General features: G+C 42.3%; 14 protein-coding genes. 6 read left to right on the top strand and 8 right to left on the bottom strand.

Annotation, left to right across the window (positions count from 1 at the left end; genetic code table 11):
* Positions 1-58: 58 nt before the first annotated feature.
* Positions 59-481 (bottom strand): hypothetical protein, encoded by a 423-nt coding sequence (locus tag AWH49_RS17640; protein ID WP_034286659.1) that lies wholly within the window; start codon positions 479-481, stop codon positions 59-61.
* Positions 482-970: 489 nt separating this feature from the next.
* On the opposite strand from AWH49_RS17640, the gene AWH49_RS17635 reads away from it, so the two are divergent.
* On the top strand, positions 971-2,113 hold the full coding sequence (locus AWH49_RS17635) for an MFS transporter (RefSeq protein ID WP_063966763.1): 1,143 nt from the start codon (positions 971-973) through the stop codon (positions 2,111-2,113).
* An 80-nt stretch (positions 2,114-2,193) separates the two neighbouring features.
* A complete protein-coding gene (locus AWH49_RS17630; RefSeq protein WP_063966762.1) occupies positions 2,194-3,321 on the top strand; it encodes a M20 peptidase aminoacylase family protein in 1,128 nt (375 codons plus the stop codon).
* Positions 3,322-3,358: 37 nt separating this feature from the next.
* Here the strand turns inward: AWH49_RS17630 and AWH49_RS17625 are convergent, their stop codons facing one another.
* The 3 genes from AWH49_RS17625 to AWH49_RS17615 form a co-directional block, all read right to left on the bottom strand.
* On the bottom strand, positions 3,359-4,006 hold the full coding sequence (locus AWH49_RS17625; protein ID WP_081898011.1) for a serine/threonine protein kinase: 648 nt from the start codon (positions 4,004-4,006) through the stop codon (positions 3,359-3,361).
* 115 nt (positions 4,007-4,121) lie between these two features.
* Complete coding sequence (locus tag AWH49_RS17620; protein ID WP_034286932.1) at positions 4,122-4,883, bottom strand: LysM peptidoglycan-binding and 3D domain-containing protein; 762 nt, start codon at positions 4,881-4,883, stop codon at positions 4,122-4,124.
* A gap of 391 nt (positions 4,884-5,274) precedes the next feature.
* Positions 5,275-5,832 (bottom strand): 3D domain-containing protein, encoded by a 558-nt coding sequence (locus AWH49_RS17615; protein WP_063966761.1) that lies wholly within the window; start codon positions 5,830-5,832, stop codon positions 5,275-5,277.
* 232 nt (positions 5,833-6,064) lie between these two features.
* Here AWH49_RS17615 and AWH49_RS17610 point away from each other — a divergent pair, with 232 nt between their 5' ends.
* The 3 genes from AWH49_RS17610 (at position 6,065) to AWH49_RS17600 (ending at position 9,746) form a co-directional block, all read left to right on the top strand.
* A complete protein-coding gene (locus tag AWH49_RS17610) occupies positions 6,065-6,727 on the top strand; it encodes a hypothetical protein (protein ID WP_063966760.1) in 663 nt (220 codons plus the stop codon).
* Positions 6,728-6,745: 18 nt separating this feature from the next.
* On the top strand, positions 6,746-8,005 hold the full coding sequence (locus tag AWH49_RS17605) for an efflux RND transporter periplasmic adaptor subunit (protein ID WP_063966759.1): 1,260 nt from the start codon (positions 6,746-6,748) through the stop codon (positions 8,003-8,005).
* 115 nt (positions 8,006-8,120) lie between these two features.
* Positions 8,121-9,746, top strand: coding sequence for a M14 family metallopeptidase (locus AWH49_RS17600; protein ID WP_063966758.1), 1,626 nt, complete (start codon positions 8,121-8,123; stop codon positions 9,744-9,746).
* A gap of 114 nt (positions 9,747-9,860) precedes the next feature.
* Here AWH49_RS17600 and AWH49_RS17595 read toward each other — a convergent pair whose 3' ends face one another.
* The 3 genes from AWH49_RS17595 to serC form a co-directional block, all read right to left on the bottom strand.
* Positions 9,861-13,271, bottom strand: a complete 3,411-nt coding sequence (locus tag AWH49_RS17595) for a S8 family peptidase (RefSeq protein WP_082862933.1) — start codon at positions 13,269-13,271, stop codon at positions 9,861-9,863.
* Positions 13,272-13,420: 149 nt separating this feature from the next.
* Positions 13,421-14,599 carry a phosphoglycerate dehydrogenase gene (locus tag AWH49_RS17590; RefSeq protein ID WP_211268415.1) on the bottom strand — a complete coding sequence of 393 codons (1,179 nt, stop codon included), beginning with the start codon at positions 14,597-14,599 and terminating at the stop codon, positions 13,421-13,423.
* A 4-nt stretch (positions 14,600-14,603) separates the two neighbouring features.
* A complete protein-coding gene (serC, locus tag AWH49_RS17585; RefSeq protein ID WP_063966756.1) occupies positions 14,604-15,701 on the bottom strand; it encodes a 3-phosphoserine/phosphohydroxythreonine transaminase in 1,098 nt (365 codons plus the stop codon).
* A 363-nt stretch (positions 15,702-16,064) separates the two neighbouring features.
* On the opposite strand from serC, the gene uraA reads away from it, so the two are divergent.
* Entirely contained in the window at positions 16,065-17,354 is a 1,290-nt protein-coding gene (gene uraA, locus AWH49_RS17580) for a uracil permease (protein ID WP_063966815.1), read from the top strand.
* A gap of 45 nt (positions 17,355-17,399) precedes the next feature.
* On the opposite strand, the gene AWH49_RS17575 is transcribed toward uraA, so the two are convergent.
* Positions 17,400-18,278, bottom strand: a complete 879-nt coding sequence (locus AWH49_RS17575) for a CvfB family protein (RefSeq protein WP_063966755.1) — start codon at positions 18,276-18,278, stop codon at positions 17,400-17,402.
* Between the last annotated feature and the right edge of the window lie 72 nt (positions 18,279-18,350).

The raw sequence follows: 18,350 nt of genomic DNA, 5'->3' as shown, positions 1-18,350 counted from the left end.
TTCTTTTCATTATAACAAAATGAAAAAGCAGCCCCTAAAAAAAGCCGGCTGCCTTTGATTATTTTGTATAAATTGAAACAGTACGAGCAGTCTTATTTTTAAATAGGATACTTTCGCCAATAGACCGAACAGATAAAAACTGAAGCATATTCCCTTTTCGAATAAAAAACTGGCTGGCAATAGAAGATATTGTTCTAACAGATAAATAAGATGGTTTGATAGCAGTAACTGTAATAATTCCTTCCTTCAGGCAATAATGGATCAATAATTCTTTCCAATTACCACTTTCGGATGCTGTAATTTTAATTGTACCTTTTTCCCCAAGCAACCATTCACGTTCCATGTCATAAGAGGGTTTCACAAATTCTGCATCAATAACGACGTTTTCTTGAAACAATGTCATTAATCGAATACAGCATTCTGCATTTTCTTTCGTTGAGAAAACAAGTAATTCATCTCTACAATCCTTAGACCCATCCATCTCTAGTCCTCCATGCTCACATAATACGTAACATCTACCATTTCGACAAATTCCTCCAACTTCCTTCGTTTTTTTATCTCTTTTCGGCATAGTTTATTTTATTCCTATTCGGAACATTCAACGCTCTCTAACTTGAAATACCGTTATGGTTAAAATGAACAAACTTTTTGAAGGGGTTCCATATATGCCATTGAATGAATTATTGAGACATTACCGAAAACAAATCCTAGGCGTGTCCCAACAATAAGCAAATTGTACCGCTTATCAAACATGAACCAAAAAGAGCGTAACAAGCATGTAAAAGCGATCGCCTCGATGATTAAAGCCCATTTATCTGTTCAATTAGGAACAGTTCTGACGATGAATGTCAGGGCTGTTTTTTCATTTTGTGCCCGCGTATTGATTATTTTTCGCTATAATGGCAAGTAGTGAAACTTTCATCGATGAGGTTTTACTGCCCGTTACTCTGCGATAAAAAAGGAAGATGACATGATTTATAAAGCACAGTTTTGGCTCTCAATCACATATTTCGCTTTTTACTTTTCATGGGGTGTTTTCCTGCCCTATTGGAACGCTTGGCTTATTTCTGAAAAAGAGATGACCGTTGAAGCGGCCTCTTCGCTCATTGCAGTCGGATTTCTTGTCAGAGCCGTTTCCACTTTTTTTGCCTATCCGGCACTCAGTGCAAAATATCCAGCAGGTACCCTATTAAAATGGTTTACCATCATTACCGCCTTAACGGCCATGCTATTCATTCCAGCTTCTGGCTATATAGCGCTCTTCATTGTCATGATTTTATTTAACTTTATTTATCCGATTATCATGCCAATGGCGGACAGCATGGGTGCATTGTTAATGAAAACAGACCGCATTCATTACGGAAAAAGCCGTTCATGGGGGTCGATCGGCTACATAGCCGCCGTACTATTCATCGGTATCGCAACCGCTATTTTTACCGATTCGGCCATTTTATATGTTTTGATTGCTAGTACGCTGTTTATGATTGCTACAGCGTTTTATTATACGCCGCCTGCGCTCCGTGAACACGATGACCTGCGGCGCCTTCCATTTCGGCGTCTATTTCGTTCAAAACGATTTGTGACAGCACTCATCATTTGCGTCTTAATCCAAGGTGCTCATGCCGCTTATTACAATTATGGTGTTCTATACTTGCAGCATCTCGATGTAGACAGTATCTGGATCGGGGTCATTTTAAATATTGCTGTTGCAGCTGAAATTCTCTTTTTTAATGTAGCCGATCGCTTTTTACGTCATACGAGTGTTCCCGCGATGTTTTTCGGTGCGGCGATCGCCGCTGTCCTTAGGTGGACGATTATGTTTTTATTTCCATCCGTTGCGGTTTACATGTTCGCTCAATTATTTCATGCGTTAACATTCGGGCTCGCCCATTACGCTTTTATCCGATTATTATATGAAGAGTTCGATTCATCAGAAATTCCAGCTGCCCAAGGTGTATATTCCTCTCTTGGCATGGGACTAAGCGTTGCCATCTTAACATTTGGGGCCGGATATTTATATGAAATTTCTCCGCATCTGTCATTTTTAGGAATGGCAATCATCGCTTTACCAGCTGTTTTTATTAGTTTTTTCTTATTAAAAGGAAAAAGATAAGGATTTTCAGTCATTTCCCAAGCCAAACGCATTGTTTTGGCTTATACTATAGAGAAAGAATTACCGGGGGAGGGCTTGCGATGGCTCAAACGGACATAATATTTGAAAATAGACTGCTTGAGATTTTCGAACATTTGCATGCACATCCAGAAATAAGCTGGAAGGAAACAAAAACGACAGCTTATATTTCGCGATTGTTACAAAGTGAAGGTGTCCGCTCGTACACATTTGATGACTGCACCGGACTCATTGCCGAAATTGGCACCGGATCTCCTGTTGTCGCTGTACGCGCAGATATTGATGCGCTCTGGCAACAAGTGAATGGAGAGTTCCGCGCCAATCATTCGTGTGGACACGATGCACATATGTCGATTGTTATTGGATCGTTGTTGAAATTAAAAGAAGAAATCACACAGGGAACAGTCCGGTTTATTTTCCAACCTGCTGAAGAGACAGGCACCGGCGCCTTAAAAATGGTTAGCAAAGGTGTCGTCGATGATGTCGATTATTTATTCGGTATGCATCTCCGGCCGATTGAAGAAGTTCCATTCGGGAAAATCGCGCCATCTGTTTATCACGGGGCGGTTGCGTTTTTAAACGGAAAAGTAATCGGCGATGATGCTCATGGTGCCCGGCCATATCAAGGTGTGAATGCCATTGAAGTCATGTCTTCACTCAGCCGTCAATTGCATACAATCAACTTTTCACCTTTTGAACCGTATTCGGCGAAAATGACGCGTCTGGAAGCGGGCGGACAAAGTTTAAATATCATTCCTGGATCAGGTAAGTTTGGTCTAGATGTACGCGCACAGAGAAATAAGATTTTGCTGGAACTCCAAAAAGCCATTGAACATAAAATTGAACAAATTAGCTTGCTTTATGAAGTGAAGATTGATTATGAATGGATGGATTTCACGCCGGCAGCAGAAGTATCAAAAGATGCGGAAGCATTTTTGCGCAAAGGGATTATCAAAGTAGCCGGAAGCGAAGCGCTTGCTGAACCGCTCATCACACCGGGAAGTGATGATTTCCACTTTTATACCATTAAACGTCCTCATATTAAAGCAGCCATGATGGGCCTTGGCTCGGATCTCGTTCCAGGTCTTCATCATCCGAATATGACATTTGACCGGCGCGTTATTAAAATCGGTGCTGATGTACTGGCAGCCAGCGTGAAATACGCACTCGAAGACGATAATAGTTCGTAACGACAAACCGCAGTGACACACTCGTCTCTGCGGTTTTTTAAAGGTGTTGAATGATTTCGTTTTTTTTCCGGTGAACAGGCAGAAGCCGTTTTTTATACATGATACCGATCATATTCAGCAGCCACTTCGGCATTCGCTTTGGAAAAAACGGCTTCGTATAAAAATGAGTATACGCATTTTTAATATCTTCCCAGTTCATGCAATCTTTCGTCTGCCGGAACCTAGCGACATCAATAAGCGCGATTCTCCCCTCTTCTGTGATCATAATATTTCGCAAATGAACATCAGATGGATTCAATCCTCTTTTTCGCGCAGCTTGCAGTGCCAGATCTGCTTCCTGGACAAGTTCTCCTGAAATATCAATCCCTTCTTCCAAACATTGAAATAATGTTTTCCCATCGATCCAGTCAATGACAATATACGTGTCGCCCGATTCATGAAGCTCTGGATAGTTTGGCAAGCCAGATAACAGTCGATAAATCTCAGCTTCTTCTTTTGCAATATACACTTTATCCGGATAGAAGACTTTTAATGCTTTATCCGTTCCTTGAATACGGTACACAACAGCACTTCGTCCTTCTCCTCCATACAGCAGCTGCCCATCATGTATAATTGGCTCCCATATCCCGCTTTTCCTCCGAAACCGTACACTTTCCGCCAGTTGTTTATAGCGTTTCAATGTCATTCCTCATTTCTTCTTTCTATTATTATATACAGCACTTGCTTAAAAATCGATGAATGTGCATAACAAAAAACGCCTTCCCAACGAGGGAAGGCATCTTTCACCATGTATTTATTTGTTAGTCCAAAATTGTGACGTTTACAGTACGTACACCCCAGCTGGTTGCTGCATCTGTTGTTGCTACGTGAAGGTCAATTCTATTTCCTTTGATCGCGCCGCCAGTATCGCCAGCAATCGCTTCACCATATCCCTCAACGTATACGCGTGAACCTAATGGAATCACATTCGGGTCAACGGCGACGACTTTTTTGCTGCGGTCATTGCGAAGATCGATCCCTGTCGCTGTAACCCCTGAGCAGCCTGCGCAATCAGCTGTATAGGCTGTTGCTGTCATTGCGATTGTATTGCCTTGTGGTGCAGATGTTGTTTGAGCAGGTTTAGCCGCCTGCTGCGTTTGTGCCACTGGTGCTGAAGCTGCGGCTGTCGGTGCTGCACTTCCATTCGTTGAAAGAACGTCACCTGGGTAAATTCTATCCGATGAGAGACCATTGATTGATTTCAATGAATTCACTGAAATGCCGTGTGCTGATGCAATTCTAAATAATGTATCGCCTGCTTTAACTGTGTATGTACCGTTGTTAGAAGAAGCTGATGTTGAATTGCTTGAGCCTGTTGTTGAAATGGTATCGCCTGCATAGATCATATCGGACGAGAGACCGTTTGCTGCTTTTAATTGATCAACTGTCGTACCATTCTTTTGTGAAATGCCCCAGAGTGTATCGCCTGGCTGTATTGTATATGTGCTAGCTGATGCAGCGGTGCCGAATAGGCTCCCACCAATTACTGTCGTTGCTGCAAGTGCCATCATTTGTTTCTTCATCATAGGAAAACCTCCTGGATTGTTCCTGCCGACATGTCGGGCATGCGTACGCAAGAATTTGGTTAGTACCTCTCCGTGACTGTAGGGACAACTGCAAGACTCACATGTGTGGGTCATAAAGGCATTAGTTGGATACGACAGGACGTCGCTCTTTTAGCCCTTGATCTTTCTATATGTAAAAGCGCTTAACGCTCTGCTGCGTTTTCCGCTAACGAGATTCATTGTAACACGCCTAGGAGCGTAATGATTTTAAAAGGAGGTTACGGTTAGATGTGTAAATATGACATAACTGTTACAAGTAAGTATTTATCTCGAATTTGTCATATAATTGAAATATACCGGATATTAGCAAAAGAAAAAGAAGACTTTTATTCAGCCTCCTTTAAAAAATTTATTTTAAAATTTGTACTTTCACTGTACGAACGCCCCAGTTTCTTGCCTTTTGAGACGTTGGCATATGAACATCAATTTTGTTTCCTTTAATCGCGCCGCCTTTGTCACCGGCAACGGCTTCCCCGTATCCTTCTACATACACTTTCGTACCGAGTGGAATGATGTTTGGATCAACAGCGATTACTTTCGCGTTCGGGTTTTTCTTTAAGTTAATGCCTGTTGCAGTAATGCCTGAGCATCCGTTGCAATAAGCTGTATAGGCTGTCGCTTTAACGGTAATTTCTTTTACTGCATTTGTTGTTTTATTTTCTTCGGCTGGAGCTGGCGTACTTGTTGCTGCCGCTGTTTCACCAATTGTCAGCTTCTGACCAACTTTAATGAGATTAGAAGATAAGTTATTCCATTCTTTCAATTGATCCACTGTCGTTTTATATTGATTTGAAATTTTATACAATGTTTCTCCCTTTTGGACTGTGTGAGTAGCGGCCATTGCTTGAGCCGCAGAAGCTGAGAAGATCATCAATGCAGCTAAAATTGACATTGCCATTTTTTTCACGAATACATTACCCCCTAATAGTTGTAACACTGGATCGATTGTAGCATTCTACTATTTCAAGACTATTACACTAGGATGTTCGTTTTGTTACATTCATATTTCAATTGATTAATAATTCAGATAATTTAAAATGTACCAGTTATCATGATTTATATTGGTTCATGTGTTCATAGTTGTATATAATATAGAATGATATTTGTTTTGTTTATTCTATTTGATGGGAGATTTTAAGATGGCTTACCGGCTTCAGCTTTTTAAAGGGCTGTTTCGCTCTACTGATCAACTTTATCAGCTATCTCAAGCCGAGAAAATTCGCGGTTTATGGACAAAATTTTCACTGTTACTTTTAGGCAGTGTTCTCTTATCGCTGCTTGCCGGTTATCTCGGCATACAAGGTGAGAGTGTCTCCACTTATATGGCCGAATCAGATACGTCTACATATGAATGGCTAAAAGTGCTTTTTGCAGCGGGCTCAGGTTTATGGGGGCTGTTATTTCCATTGTTTTTCATTTTCATTCCGGCGTTGTTATTCTGGACATTTCTTGAAATTGACTTTAAAAAATTAGTCGGCTTGCAATGTATCGTCTTAACCATTTATTTAATTGAATATGCGCTTTTAATTGCGTGGAACGTGTTTTTCTCGATCCCACGTGATTCCTCTCCTTTCTCACTTGGTGTTGTCGCCCAGTATGCAACGGAGAATGTCATTGTCATCCGCTTCTTCAGCTTTATTACGATTTTCCAAGTATGGATTCTCGTAATCCAGTATCGCTTTCTTCGTACCTCTGAAGCGAAAGGAGCCCCCTTCGTTTTTCTCATGGTCTTCTTAATGGGGCTCGCATTCTGGATTTTATCGACATTATTCACATCCATTCATGTCGAGAATTTGTTTTAATTGAAAGAGGTGAACACATTGAAAAAAATAAGAAAACAAGTATGGCTCGCAGCGAGTGCTGTCGTTATTGCAGGAAACTTATACTTAACATTTAAAGAAGACAGCAAAGCAGACCGTACAGAATGGCTCCATGAGTGGGACCGGGTATCAACAGGTGATGTTGTCCAATCATTTTCAACAGAAGGCGTTGTCGTACCGTCCGATGAATATCCAATCTACTTTGATGAAAGTATTGGTTCACTCAAACAAGTGCTCGTAAAAGAAGGCGATGCCATTCAACCGGGTACTTCATTGTTTGAATATTCATCAACAGACATCGATGAAGAAATCGACCGTTTAACGGTAGAAAAAGAACAGACGCAGCAGCAAATTTCACTCATCGACAATCAATTAAGCCAGCTGCGCGTGTTATTGTCACAAGCCGAGAGGAAAGAAAGCAACAGGCAGACTTCAACGAATACAAATAGTACAATCGATCGCGATAGCAACACGACCATAATCAGCTCGGGTGACGCTAGCACAACGATTGAAAATGAAATTCTGCAGCAGGAAACAGAGAAACAAAAGCTGCGGGAAGAAACGAAGAAATATGACAAATTAATCTCCTCGCAAGAAGCAAAGAAAAGTAATTTGATTGTCAAAAGTACGAATGAAGGCTATGTAAAAAAAGTGGATTCGAGCTTGAACAATCCGCTTCTGATCATTAACTCTTCTGTTCCGGCTGTAGAAGGTGTATTTGATGAAAAGCAAGTACAAAAAGCAGCAACGAGTCAGCGCGTTGAGGTAACTGTTGATACAACAGCCGAACAATTTGATGGATCGCTTGCCATCGTCAGTCAATACCCTGAAGAAGAACCATCTGTAAAACGCCAAAGTTTATATCCGTTTTCAGCACAGCTAAGCGGCATTGAATCTTCTGACCTGTATCCTGGTTTGAAAGCTAATGTGAATGTTGTCACAGCAGAAGCACTTGAAGCGGTCACGATTCCTGGCACATCCATTTTAAAAAGCAATCAAAAAACATATGCGGTCATCATGAACACACAAGGGAAACTAGAACGCCGTCTCATTGAAACAGACTTAACCGTCGATGGTGTTTTTCAAGTCACCGACGGCGTTGAATCAGGCGAAGCAATCGTCATTAATCCACATGAATTAGTAATGAAACGCGGACCGTTTATTACACCTATTAATGCGGATCATGTAAAAAAGAAGACGTTTAATGATTTATCCCGTACAGATAAAATGAAATATATATTAATAGGCGTTTTATCATAATCCATACGCATTCTGCTTTCATTACTAGCAGAACGCGTATTTTTTTACATGTTTTCCCCTTCTTATCTATCATTCTGTTAAAATGGTAACAAATAACATACCATTGGAGGAAAACATGAAAAAGTGGACTTTTTTGCTACTGAGCGCTGTTTTGATCACTGTTTCTGTACTCCCACTTATGCCCCGTGCCGCTTCTTACATGCTGACAATTGCTGACACGAACATTTATACGCCACCATCTGGTGGACAAGATGCCATATTAACGCCCATCCCAGCTAACACGAATGTCCGTGTTGTCAGTATAGAAGAAAAGCGGATTCGGATTACTTGGCAAGGCGTGAATGGATTTATCGCCCGTGAATTTTTATCTGGGGGTGACGTTTCTGTCGTACGTCCCGAAACACCTGCCTCTGGTGACTATTTTCAGTTAGCGGTTGACGCCGAATTATTTAAAAAGCAAAACGGAGAATTGGTGAAAATAGGTCGTCTTTTAACAGGTGAGGTATGGGAAAAGAACAGCACTGAAAATGGCTACGTTGCATTTACGTTTGGCAACACGACCGGCTATGTAAAAGAAACAGACGTTACATTTTTAAATGAGGCGGTACTTGCCGGCGGTGTCCAGCCAGGCGGAACGTATAAAAACCGTGTGATGACACGAAAAACGACGGATTTACTTTATTCGAAAAACGGGATATTAACATCGATGGCCCGCCTCCAATCAGGTGTCCTATTTGAAACGCTTGCTGCCTACCGAGATTATTACATTATCGATATTGGCGGCCGCACCGCTTATGTACGTAAATCGGATGTTACGTTGTATACAGGTAACTACGTGAATCCATTTAAGACGATCACGTATAGTCAGATGGAGAAAGATTTAAAAGAGCTCGTACTATGGCACCCTGACATCGCATCACTGGAGACGATCGGCAAGTCGGTAGACGGCCGTGATTTGTACGCATTAAAACTCGGTACAGGAAAAGAAGAAGTAATGGTGAATGCTTCTCATCATGCACGTGAACATATTACAACGAATGTCATCATGGAGATGGCTGACCAATACGCGTACCTGTTTAAAACAAACGGAGAAATGAATGGCTATCCTGTTCAGAATATCTTAAAAAAATCGTCTATTTATTTCGTACCGATGGTAAATCCAGACGGCGTCTCACTCGTTCAGCTCGGTGCAGGCAGTGCGATAAACGAAGCATCCGTTGTGAAAATGAATGGCGGTAAAACAAATTTTTCCGCATGGAAAGCCAATGTACGCGGCGTTGATTTGAATCGTCAATATCCAGCGGCATGGTCGACGATTTGCTGTGATCCGGGCAAACCATCATCACAAAATTATAAAGGACCGAAAGCATTAAGTGAGCCCGAAGCAAAAGCAATGTATGACTTTACACTTGCTCATTCTTTCAAAGCAAGCGCAGCGTATCACAGCTCGGGTCAAATTATTTACTGGCACTTTCACCAGTCCGGGGCTCAGAAAACACGAGATTATGCGATCGCAAAAAAAGTGAGCAGTAAAACCGGCTACAGCCTCGTCGCACCACAGTCGAATCCGAGTGGTGGCGGCTACACCGATTGGTTTATCCAGTCTGAGCAAAAGCCTGGGTTAACAATTGAAGTCTCACCTTACGTTGGCAATCACCCTGTCCCACTCGTCTACTTCTCTTCTATCTGGAAACAAAACAACTCGATCGGACTGCTGCTCGCCAACGAAAATATTAAGTAATAAATAGAATGAAACGAACTGCTGCTGCAGTTCGTTTTTTAGATTCGCGCACAATTCCATCACGCTCACAACAACAAAAAAGCCGCCGATCAACGTGTGATCAGCGGCTGCTTTTTATTTTTTCACAATTAATTCATACGGCGCAGTAGAAGCTGTACCGTTTGCTTCGCTCAGTTCGATAAAATACTTCCCTTTCCCGAGCTTCAGTGTACCAATTTCTTCGTCGTTCTGGCCGTAGCGATCAAACGTGGCGACGAGTTTTCCTTTCTCATCATACACTTCCACAATACCATCCAAGTTTTGTCCGGCTGTGAAGGAAAGCGAGATCGTTCCTTCTTTCGTTATGTTCAGCAAGAAATGGTCTGTGTCGCCGAATGGAACGCCCGCGTTAAAGTAACCATGCGCCCCATATTGGCCATTTACTGTTTTCAGCGCAAGTGGCTTCGTCGGTACATGATTGACGACTTTCGCATCGCCGTCTGCAAACTGATTATATGTCGCGCCGACTTTTATTTCATACGGTTGCAGGCTTGGACCCGTTGCCAGGAATGAATTAACTTCTATAAAATATCCCGTCTCTTCTTTCGCCGCAAATGACGTATTCACTTCCGGTTCAATAATAAATGATAACAGATCAGGACCAAATGTAGCAGCCCGTTCCATTTCATCTGGATCCATCACCTTATCCCCATTCGTATCTTCCACAATTGCGCCGCTGAAAATGTGTTCCTGACGCAGTTCATATGGAATATCTGCTTTTTGAGCAGTTGTAAGCGCAGATGATAGAATATCAAGCGTATAAATACCTGCTTTTCCGTCATTCTCGAAATAGTAATAATCGGTATCACCAGCTTGTATGAAGTAGTTTTCATACGATTTTCCAGCCGTAATATCGAGCCCTTCTTCCGGTACGTTTTGATCGTTATCCGTCTCTGCCGGTACGTTTGCGACTTTCTTTGAATTAAGCGTATATGGATCTGCTGAAATATTATATAAATTATTCGTCAATTGTACAACGTATGTCGTTCCTTTTTTCAAGGCAATATTTAGTTTCGGTGAACTATCCATTCCACCAAGTAAGCCCATCAGTAAGTCCATTTCGCCGCCGCTGCCGTACACAGGTACAAGTGACTCTGTCTCTTCGTCATATTCCATGAACGTCATCGATGCAAGCTGGCTGTTGCCTTCATTGATCGAAAATTGGTAAATGCCATCCTCTGAAGGCGTTAAACGGTAATAATCTTCATCATACTCCATCTGAAAATAGCCTTTTTTATCCTGACCGATTGTATAAGGTATAGCTTTTTCCATAATGACTGTATCATAATTGTCTTCTTCTTCGCCTTCTTCTTCGTTAATCAATGAATCTTCTTTCATTTCACCATATTCACTTGGCGAAATCTCTTTATTTAATAGCTCATCTTCAAGTGTGGCTTCTATCGGCAATCCATCTTCGTCTGCCGGTATTTCACGTTCTTCCACTTTCATCGTATACGGATAAGCAGATGAACTATACGAACCTTCACTCACCTCATCAATATCCATCGATAGTAAATCAAGTATTGATCCTCCAAGTAAATCGTTACCAAATGTAGCATTCGTCACATTAATATGGTAATCGACTCCGGGTATAGCCTGGAATGACAATGTCTCACCTTCATTAGTGGCGCCGTTGTTCGCGTATGCAACATCGTAATAGCCTGTCTCATCTTCACTTTCTTCAGCTATGGAAGCCGAGACCGCAGAATCAATACCTGGCAGTCCTGAAATCGAGACAGACAACAATTTTGGCTCATCAACAGACAGCGTAAAATAATCTGTATCCGGTGCTTCTTCTACATTGGTATACAGCGTGAAATCATTTTTCACAAATGGAAGTGACGTAATCGCAATTGGATTTTCTTCTGATGTCTCGTCCGGTGTAATTGGCTCTACTTTTTCCGCCGTCAATGTGAACGATGACTTACCTGATGCACTGTAATTGCCGTTTGAATCTTTTACACCTATTAACAATGTACCTGATTCTACTGCTGTAAATAAGTTACCTTCCTGTTTACCTGCGCGCGTTGCATTTACATCACGTACATATTCCGGCTCCCCATCTTCCGGCACAAAATACAATTCCATCGCATAATCGTAGCTGTCACTTCCGTTCAGCACCGTCTGGACATGCTCGCCTTCTGCCAGATCCGCTTTATACCAATGCATTGTACCGGGTGATGTAAACGCACCTGTAAATGTCTGTTTACTCGATGTCACTTCTTTCGCTGTTTGAAGCAATTCTTCTCCCGATTCATTAGGACGATCTGGCAGTTTCCTTATATCAAATTTCAACGCATTGAGCGGATTAATTAACCCGTTACCGTACGTTAAATCATAACCTTTTTCGCCAAGATCAGTCGCCGTCTGTTCTAAAATATATTCAATCTCAAAAGCCGTTAAATCGGGGTATTTCGATTTTAATAAACCGGCTGCTGCGGCTACAACTGGTGAAGCCATTGACGTACCCGTCAACCGGGCAAATTTAGACCCTGATTCTGAGCCATAAGCTGTGCTGTAAATATTTTCACCTGGTGCCACCACATCAACCGATGCGCCGTAGTTGGAACTGTCAGACAGCTTTTTGCCTCCATCAACATTGCCGACGCTGATCACGCCAGGATATGCTGCCGGATACGCGTATTCATCTGTTGATTCATTCCCCGCTGCTGCAACGACAACGGCACCCGAATCAACCGCATATTGAACCGCTTCCTCGATGAGCGGTGATGGCATAAAGCCGCCAAGACTTAAATTAATGACGTCGGCTCCTTTATCAACAGAGTAGACGATGCCCTCTGCAATCGTGTAATCATATGCACCCATACTGCCATTGAAGACATCAACTGGCAAGATTTTCGCATTCGGGAATACACCATAGCCTCCGATCCCGTTATCTTTTACAGACGCAATAATGCCGGCAACGTGCGTCCCATGCAAATCACGAACCGGGTTTCGAGCTGGCTCGGCCGCATTGTATGGCGCAAGTAAATTTGCTTTTAAATCAGGGTGCTTATAATCAACGCCACCATCCACAACGGCTATCGTTACATCATTTTTACCGGCATATAGAAGTGCCTTGTCCATATTTAAAAGTGCTAGGTGATTCATTTTGCTTTTTTTCGGATCCGGTATAGCAGCCAATCGTTTATATTGCACACTAGGCGTAATCGCGACAATTTCGGAACGCGTTTTATAAACGCTGAGTACGTCACTTAATTTCTTTGATTTCGGAATTTGAACGACATCATACCCAAGGGAAGGCAGACGTTTGATAATTGCGACACCTGCTTTTTTATGTACACTTTTTGGCAGCGCTTTTGAATATTTAATGACAAGTGTCCGCGAATCAGTCATTTTCTGATCTTGCTGTGCCGCTTTATACTGCGCCTCTTTTTGTTCAGCCGGTGTTTCAGCAAGTGCGGCCCCCGGTATGACGAGCGCGGCACTGACGGCTGCTGCCATCATCTTTTTCCAATTGTTCACGATGACTCCCCCATTCTCTTAGTCTTCTTTCTATCATACCTCTAAACAAGAAAATTGGTTTCACTTTTTTTCAACATTTTCAATATTTTTCTTCTTATTTTACGCATAAAAAAACAGCCCTGAAAATGAATTCAGGACCGTTCGTTTTATTAAATAATACGGGCTAAAACAACATCTGGAATACTTAATAATTTTTCCGTTAAACTCGGGATCACTTCACCGTTTACTTGATTATCGATATCAATCAATGTATACGCGTAATTACCTTTACTGCGGTTGACCATGTCCGCAATGTTCAAGCTGTAATCAGACAATGCACCTGTAATTTGACCAACCATATTCGGCACGTTTTTGTGTGCAACGGATACACGGCGGTTTCCTGTGAACGGAATTTCAATGTTACCGAAGTTGACTGAGTTTTTAATGTTGCCGGTTTCTAGATAATCTTTCATCTGAAGGGCAGCCATCAATGCACAGTTTTCTTCTGATTCAGCTGTTGATGCACCAAGATGCGGTGTAGGAATTACATTCTTCATGCCCAATACATTTTCATTCGGGAAGTCTGTAATGTATTTGCCCACTTTTCCGCTTTCAAGCGCTGCACGCAAATCTTCCTCATTGACGAGTTCACCGCGTGAGAAATTCAAAATACATGCGCCGTTTTTCATTGTTTTACATGCTTCTTTATTGAACATTCCGCGTGTATCGTCTGTAAGTGGCACGTGAACAGTAATGTAATCACTCGCTGCAAATAGCTGCTCAATCGTTAAAGCACGCTGTACTTTGCGTGATAAGTTCCATGCTGTATCAACAGAAATGAACGGATCAAACCCAATCACATCCATATCAAGGTCAAGCGCATTGTTCGCAACGAGTGCGCCGATATGACCGAGTCCGATAACACCGAGTGTTTTTCCTTTCACTTCGCGGCCGACGAATTGCTTTTTGCCTGCTTCCACAAGTTTCGGGATCTCATCGCCTTGTCCTTTTAATTCTCTCGTCCAGTTTACACCGTCAAATAAATTACGAGAAACAGCCATGATCGTTGTCAAAATTAATTCTTTCACGGCATTTGCATTCGCACCTGGCGTATTGAACACGACGATGCCTCGCTCTGTATATTCTTGAACCGGAATGTTGTTCACACCAGCACCGGCACGAGCAATTGCTTTTACATTGTGATCAAGCACTGTATCATGCAAGTTCGCACTGCGAAGCAAAATACCATCTGGGCTGTTCGTTTCATCGTTTACTTGAAAGTTGTTCGCATTTTCAAACACGTTTAGACCGACATCGGCAATATTGTTCAATGTTTTAATCGTATACACGTTTTTACTTCCCTTCTTCTGTTGAATGAGTCTGTTCGAATTCTTTCATAAATGCAACGAGCGTCTCTACACCAGCAACTGGCAGCGCATTGTACACACTTGCACGCATACCACCGACAGAACGGTGCCCTTTTAATGTTTCAAGACCTGCCGCTTTTGCTTCTTTCACAAATAACGCATCGAGTTCATCGCTCGGAGATACGAATGGAATGTTCATGAGTGAACGGTCTTCTTTTTGTACAGGTGAACGAAAGAATGTAGATGTTTCTAAGTAATCGTATAAAAGAGCCGCTTTATCACGATTGATTTTTTCCATCGCTGCAATACCGCCGCGCTCTTCCAACCATTCAAAAACAAGCTTCGCCACATAAACACCAAATGTCGGCGGTGTGTTGTAAAGTGATCCGCTTTCTGAATGCGTTTTGTAATCAAGCATAACCGGAACGGATTCTCCTGCTTTACCGATTAAATCTTCACGAATAATGACGAGCGTTAAACCGGCAGGACCGATATTTTTTTGCGCACCGGCATAAATAAGAGCAAATTTCGACACATCAATTTCTTCTGACAAAATATTTGATGACATGTCTGCTACGAGTGGTACATTTCCTGTGTCTGGAATATTATTGAAAACTGTTCCTTCAATTGTGTTATTCGTCGTAATATGTACATAATCTGCTTCTGCGTCAATCATATCCGCTGTAATTTCTGGTATATAACTGAAATTTTTGTCTTTTGAAGAGGCAATGACGCGAACTTCCCCGTACTTTCGCGCTTCTTCAATCGCTTTTTCCGACCATGATCCTGTATTGACGTAATCTGCTTTTTTACTGCCTGCAAACAAATTCATTGGGATCATCGCGAACTGCTGGGACGCACCACCTTGAAGAAATAACACTTTGTAGTTATCCGGAATGTTCATCAACTTGCGAAGAACCGCTTCCGCTGTTTCAATGATATCTGTAAACCATTTTGAACGGTGGCTCAGTTCCATAACTGACATACCTGAACCTGCGTAATTTGTAAGTTCTGATTGCGCTTTTTCCAATACTTCAAGAGGCAGCATAGAAGGGCCGGCTGAGAAATTATACACTCGTGTCATCGTTTTTCTCCTTTATTCGTGTTATTTTTAGGAATTTAAAAAATTTGTACTTTTTTGTACTTTATTGATATCCGAATTATAAAATAACACGGCGCACATATCAAGGGCAGTTCATCTATCTTTTCAATGAAACCATCGTTGTTTCCGCTTACATTGCCTGTTTCAAACGCTGTTTTTATTTACGAACATTTTGTTAATTTTTCATTTATTCATTCGCTTTTTAAATATAAGCCACTTTTTTTGACCAAAAATGCATTTTATTGTAGAAAGCAAGATGATGTCACACGACACTACTTCATTCTGTCTTTTTCCGGAATCGATAGTCAGATGATCACTTTTTGAAGTATAATGGCTACGTTTTATATGTTATTTATAGGAGGTATTTTTTTGCGTACTTATCAAATTGATGAACGGCCGTCGATCCCGGCATTGATCCCGCTCAGTCTTCAGCATTTATTCGCGATGTTTGGGTCAACAGTTCTCGTACCGATTTTGTTCGGTGTGAATCCTGCCACAATTTTATTAATGAACGGAATCGGTACGCTCATTTACATTTTCCTTTGCAGGGGGCAAATTCCGGCGTACCTCGGTTCCAGCTTTGCTTTTTTATCACCGGTCTTTTTAGTCATGGCGAATGGAAGCTACAATCAGGCGCTCGGCGGTTTTATCATCGTCGGAGTCATCTTTATCGTTGTTGCTGGCATTATTAAAGTGGCCGGCAGCGGCTGGATTGATGTCGTCTTTCCACCCGCTGCAATGGGCGCAATCGTAGCTGTTATTGGGCTTGAGCTCGTTCCGGTTGCGGCGGGAATGGCCGGTATCATCTCATCAGATGGCGCAGCAGACTGGTCACCAGACCGCAATACGATTATTGTCTCGATGCTGACGCTTGCGATTACGATTATTGGCAACGTTATGTTCCGCGGATTTTTGAAAATCATCCCTATCTTAATTGGGATTATCTCTGGTTATGTGATTGCAGCATTATTTGGCATGGTGGACTTGCAGCCAGTACGAGATGCCAAGTGGTTCGCTTTACCTGACTTTTACCAGCCTGAATTTGACTGGACGAGCATTGTCATCATTGCGCCCGCTGCACTCGTCGTCATCGCTGAACACATTGGACATCTTGTCGTCACACAAAACATTGTCGATCGTGATTTAATGAAAAAACCAGGTCTCGGTGTTTCTTTGTTCGGGAATGGTATTTCAACCGTGTTATCCGGTTTTGTCGGGTCAACACCGAATACGACATACGGCGAAAATATCGGTGTTCTAGCTTTGACGAAAGTGTATTCAACGTGGGTCATCGGCGGTGCAGCCGTGATGGCGGTTTTCTTATCGTTTTTCGGCAAACTAGCCGCACTCATTTCAACGATTCCAACGGCCGTGATGGGTGGCATTTCATTACTTCTTTTCGGCATTATCGCCGTTTCTGGCTTACGGATGCTCGTTGAATCAAAAGTCGATTATTCGAAAACAACAAATATGATTTTAACAACCATTGTGCTTGTAATCGGTTTGTCTGGTGCAACATTTACTTGGGGATACTTGCAGCTAAAAGGTATGGCACTCGCTACAGTTATTGCCATTTTATTGAGCCTTTTCTTTGCGCTCATTCATAAATTAAAGCTGTCAAACGATCATGAATAAAACAAAAAGTATCCGGAGTATCCGGATACTTTTTGTTTTATTTGCCTACGATTCGATTGTCGGCCTCGTTCCCTCGTATGTCCAGCCATCTTCCTGATAGGCCTTGCCTTCTTTCATCAGCTTGCCAAGCGCGCGTTTAAATGCGCCTTTGCTCAAACCGAAACGCTTCTCAATTTCTTCCGGCAGACTTTTATCGGAATACGGCATTTTTCCACTGCGGCTCATTAAGTATTCGTACACTTTCTCTGAATCGTCCAGTTGCCGTTCGTGACGGCGGCCAAGCAGTGATACGTTTATGGAACCGTCATCATGCACATCAATAATACGGCCTGCTACCGCCTGTCCAACGCGTGGCTCGTCTTCACGCTGTGTCGGATGTAGAAAGGCTCGGTGTTGTTCATCTGTTATAATCCACGAACCTGCTTTTCCGGTCCGATACACGATGCCGGTAAAGTCTTTATTTAAGTCTGTTTTGTTTGCCCGTTTGGCGATATCCCAAATCGTTTCTTCTGTCGCCGGTTTCGCAAACAGCCGTCCATTTTTATCAAGCTTCAGTGTGCAATATAGTTTGTCGCCTTCGATCGGCCGTACTTCATATTTATATGGCAAATCATCTTCTGACACGAGCGCGTCTTTTGAAATGCCGATTGAAACGAACACACCAAGGTTATTGACTTCCTCTCCAACGACTTCCGTCCACGCATACTCGCCGAGTGTCATCAGCGGTTTATCCATCGTTGCCGCCAGGCGCCCACTATGATCTTGATAAAGAAACACGTCAACCGGCTCGTCTGGATCAAATCCCTCTCTCACTTCACTATGATGTAAAAGAACGGCATTTTCCTCTTCGTCCATTAAGAACCAGCCGTACTCCTGTTCATTTTTCACTGTTAATGTAACCATTGTTCCCGCTTCAAGCGTCATACATGCACACCCTTCCTAAAAGTTCTCATTGTTCTTCATTATATCAGCTTTCCCACGGTGATGTTTAACAAT

The sequence above is a fragment of the Domibacillus aminovorans genome (assembly GCF_001643235.1).
Classification (GTDB): Bacteria; Bacillota; Bacilli; order Bacillales; family Domibacillaceae; genus Domibacillus; species Domibacillus aminovorans.
This window is presented reverse-complemented; position numbering and strand designations above follow the sequence as displayed.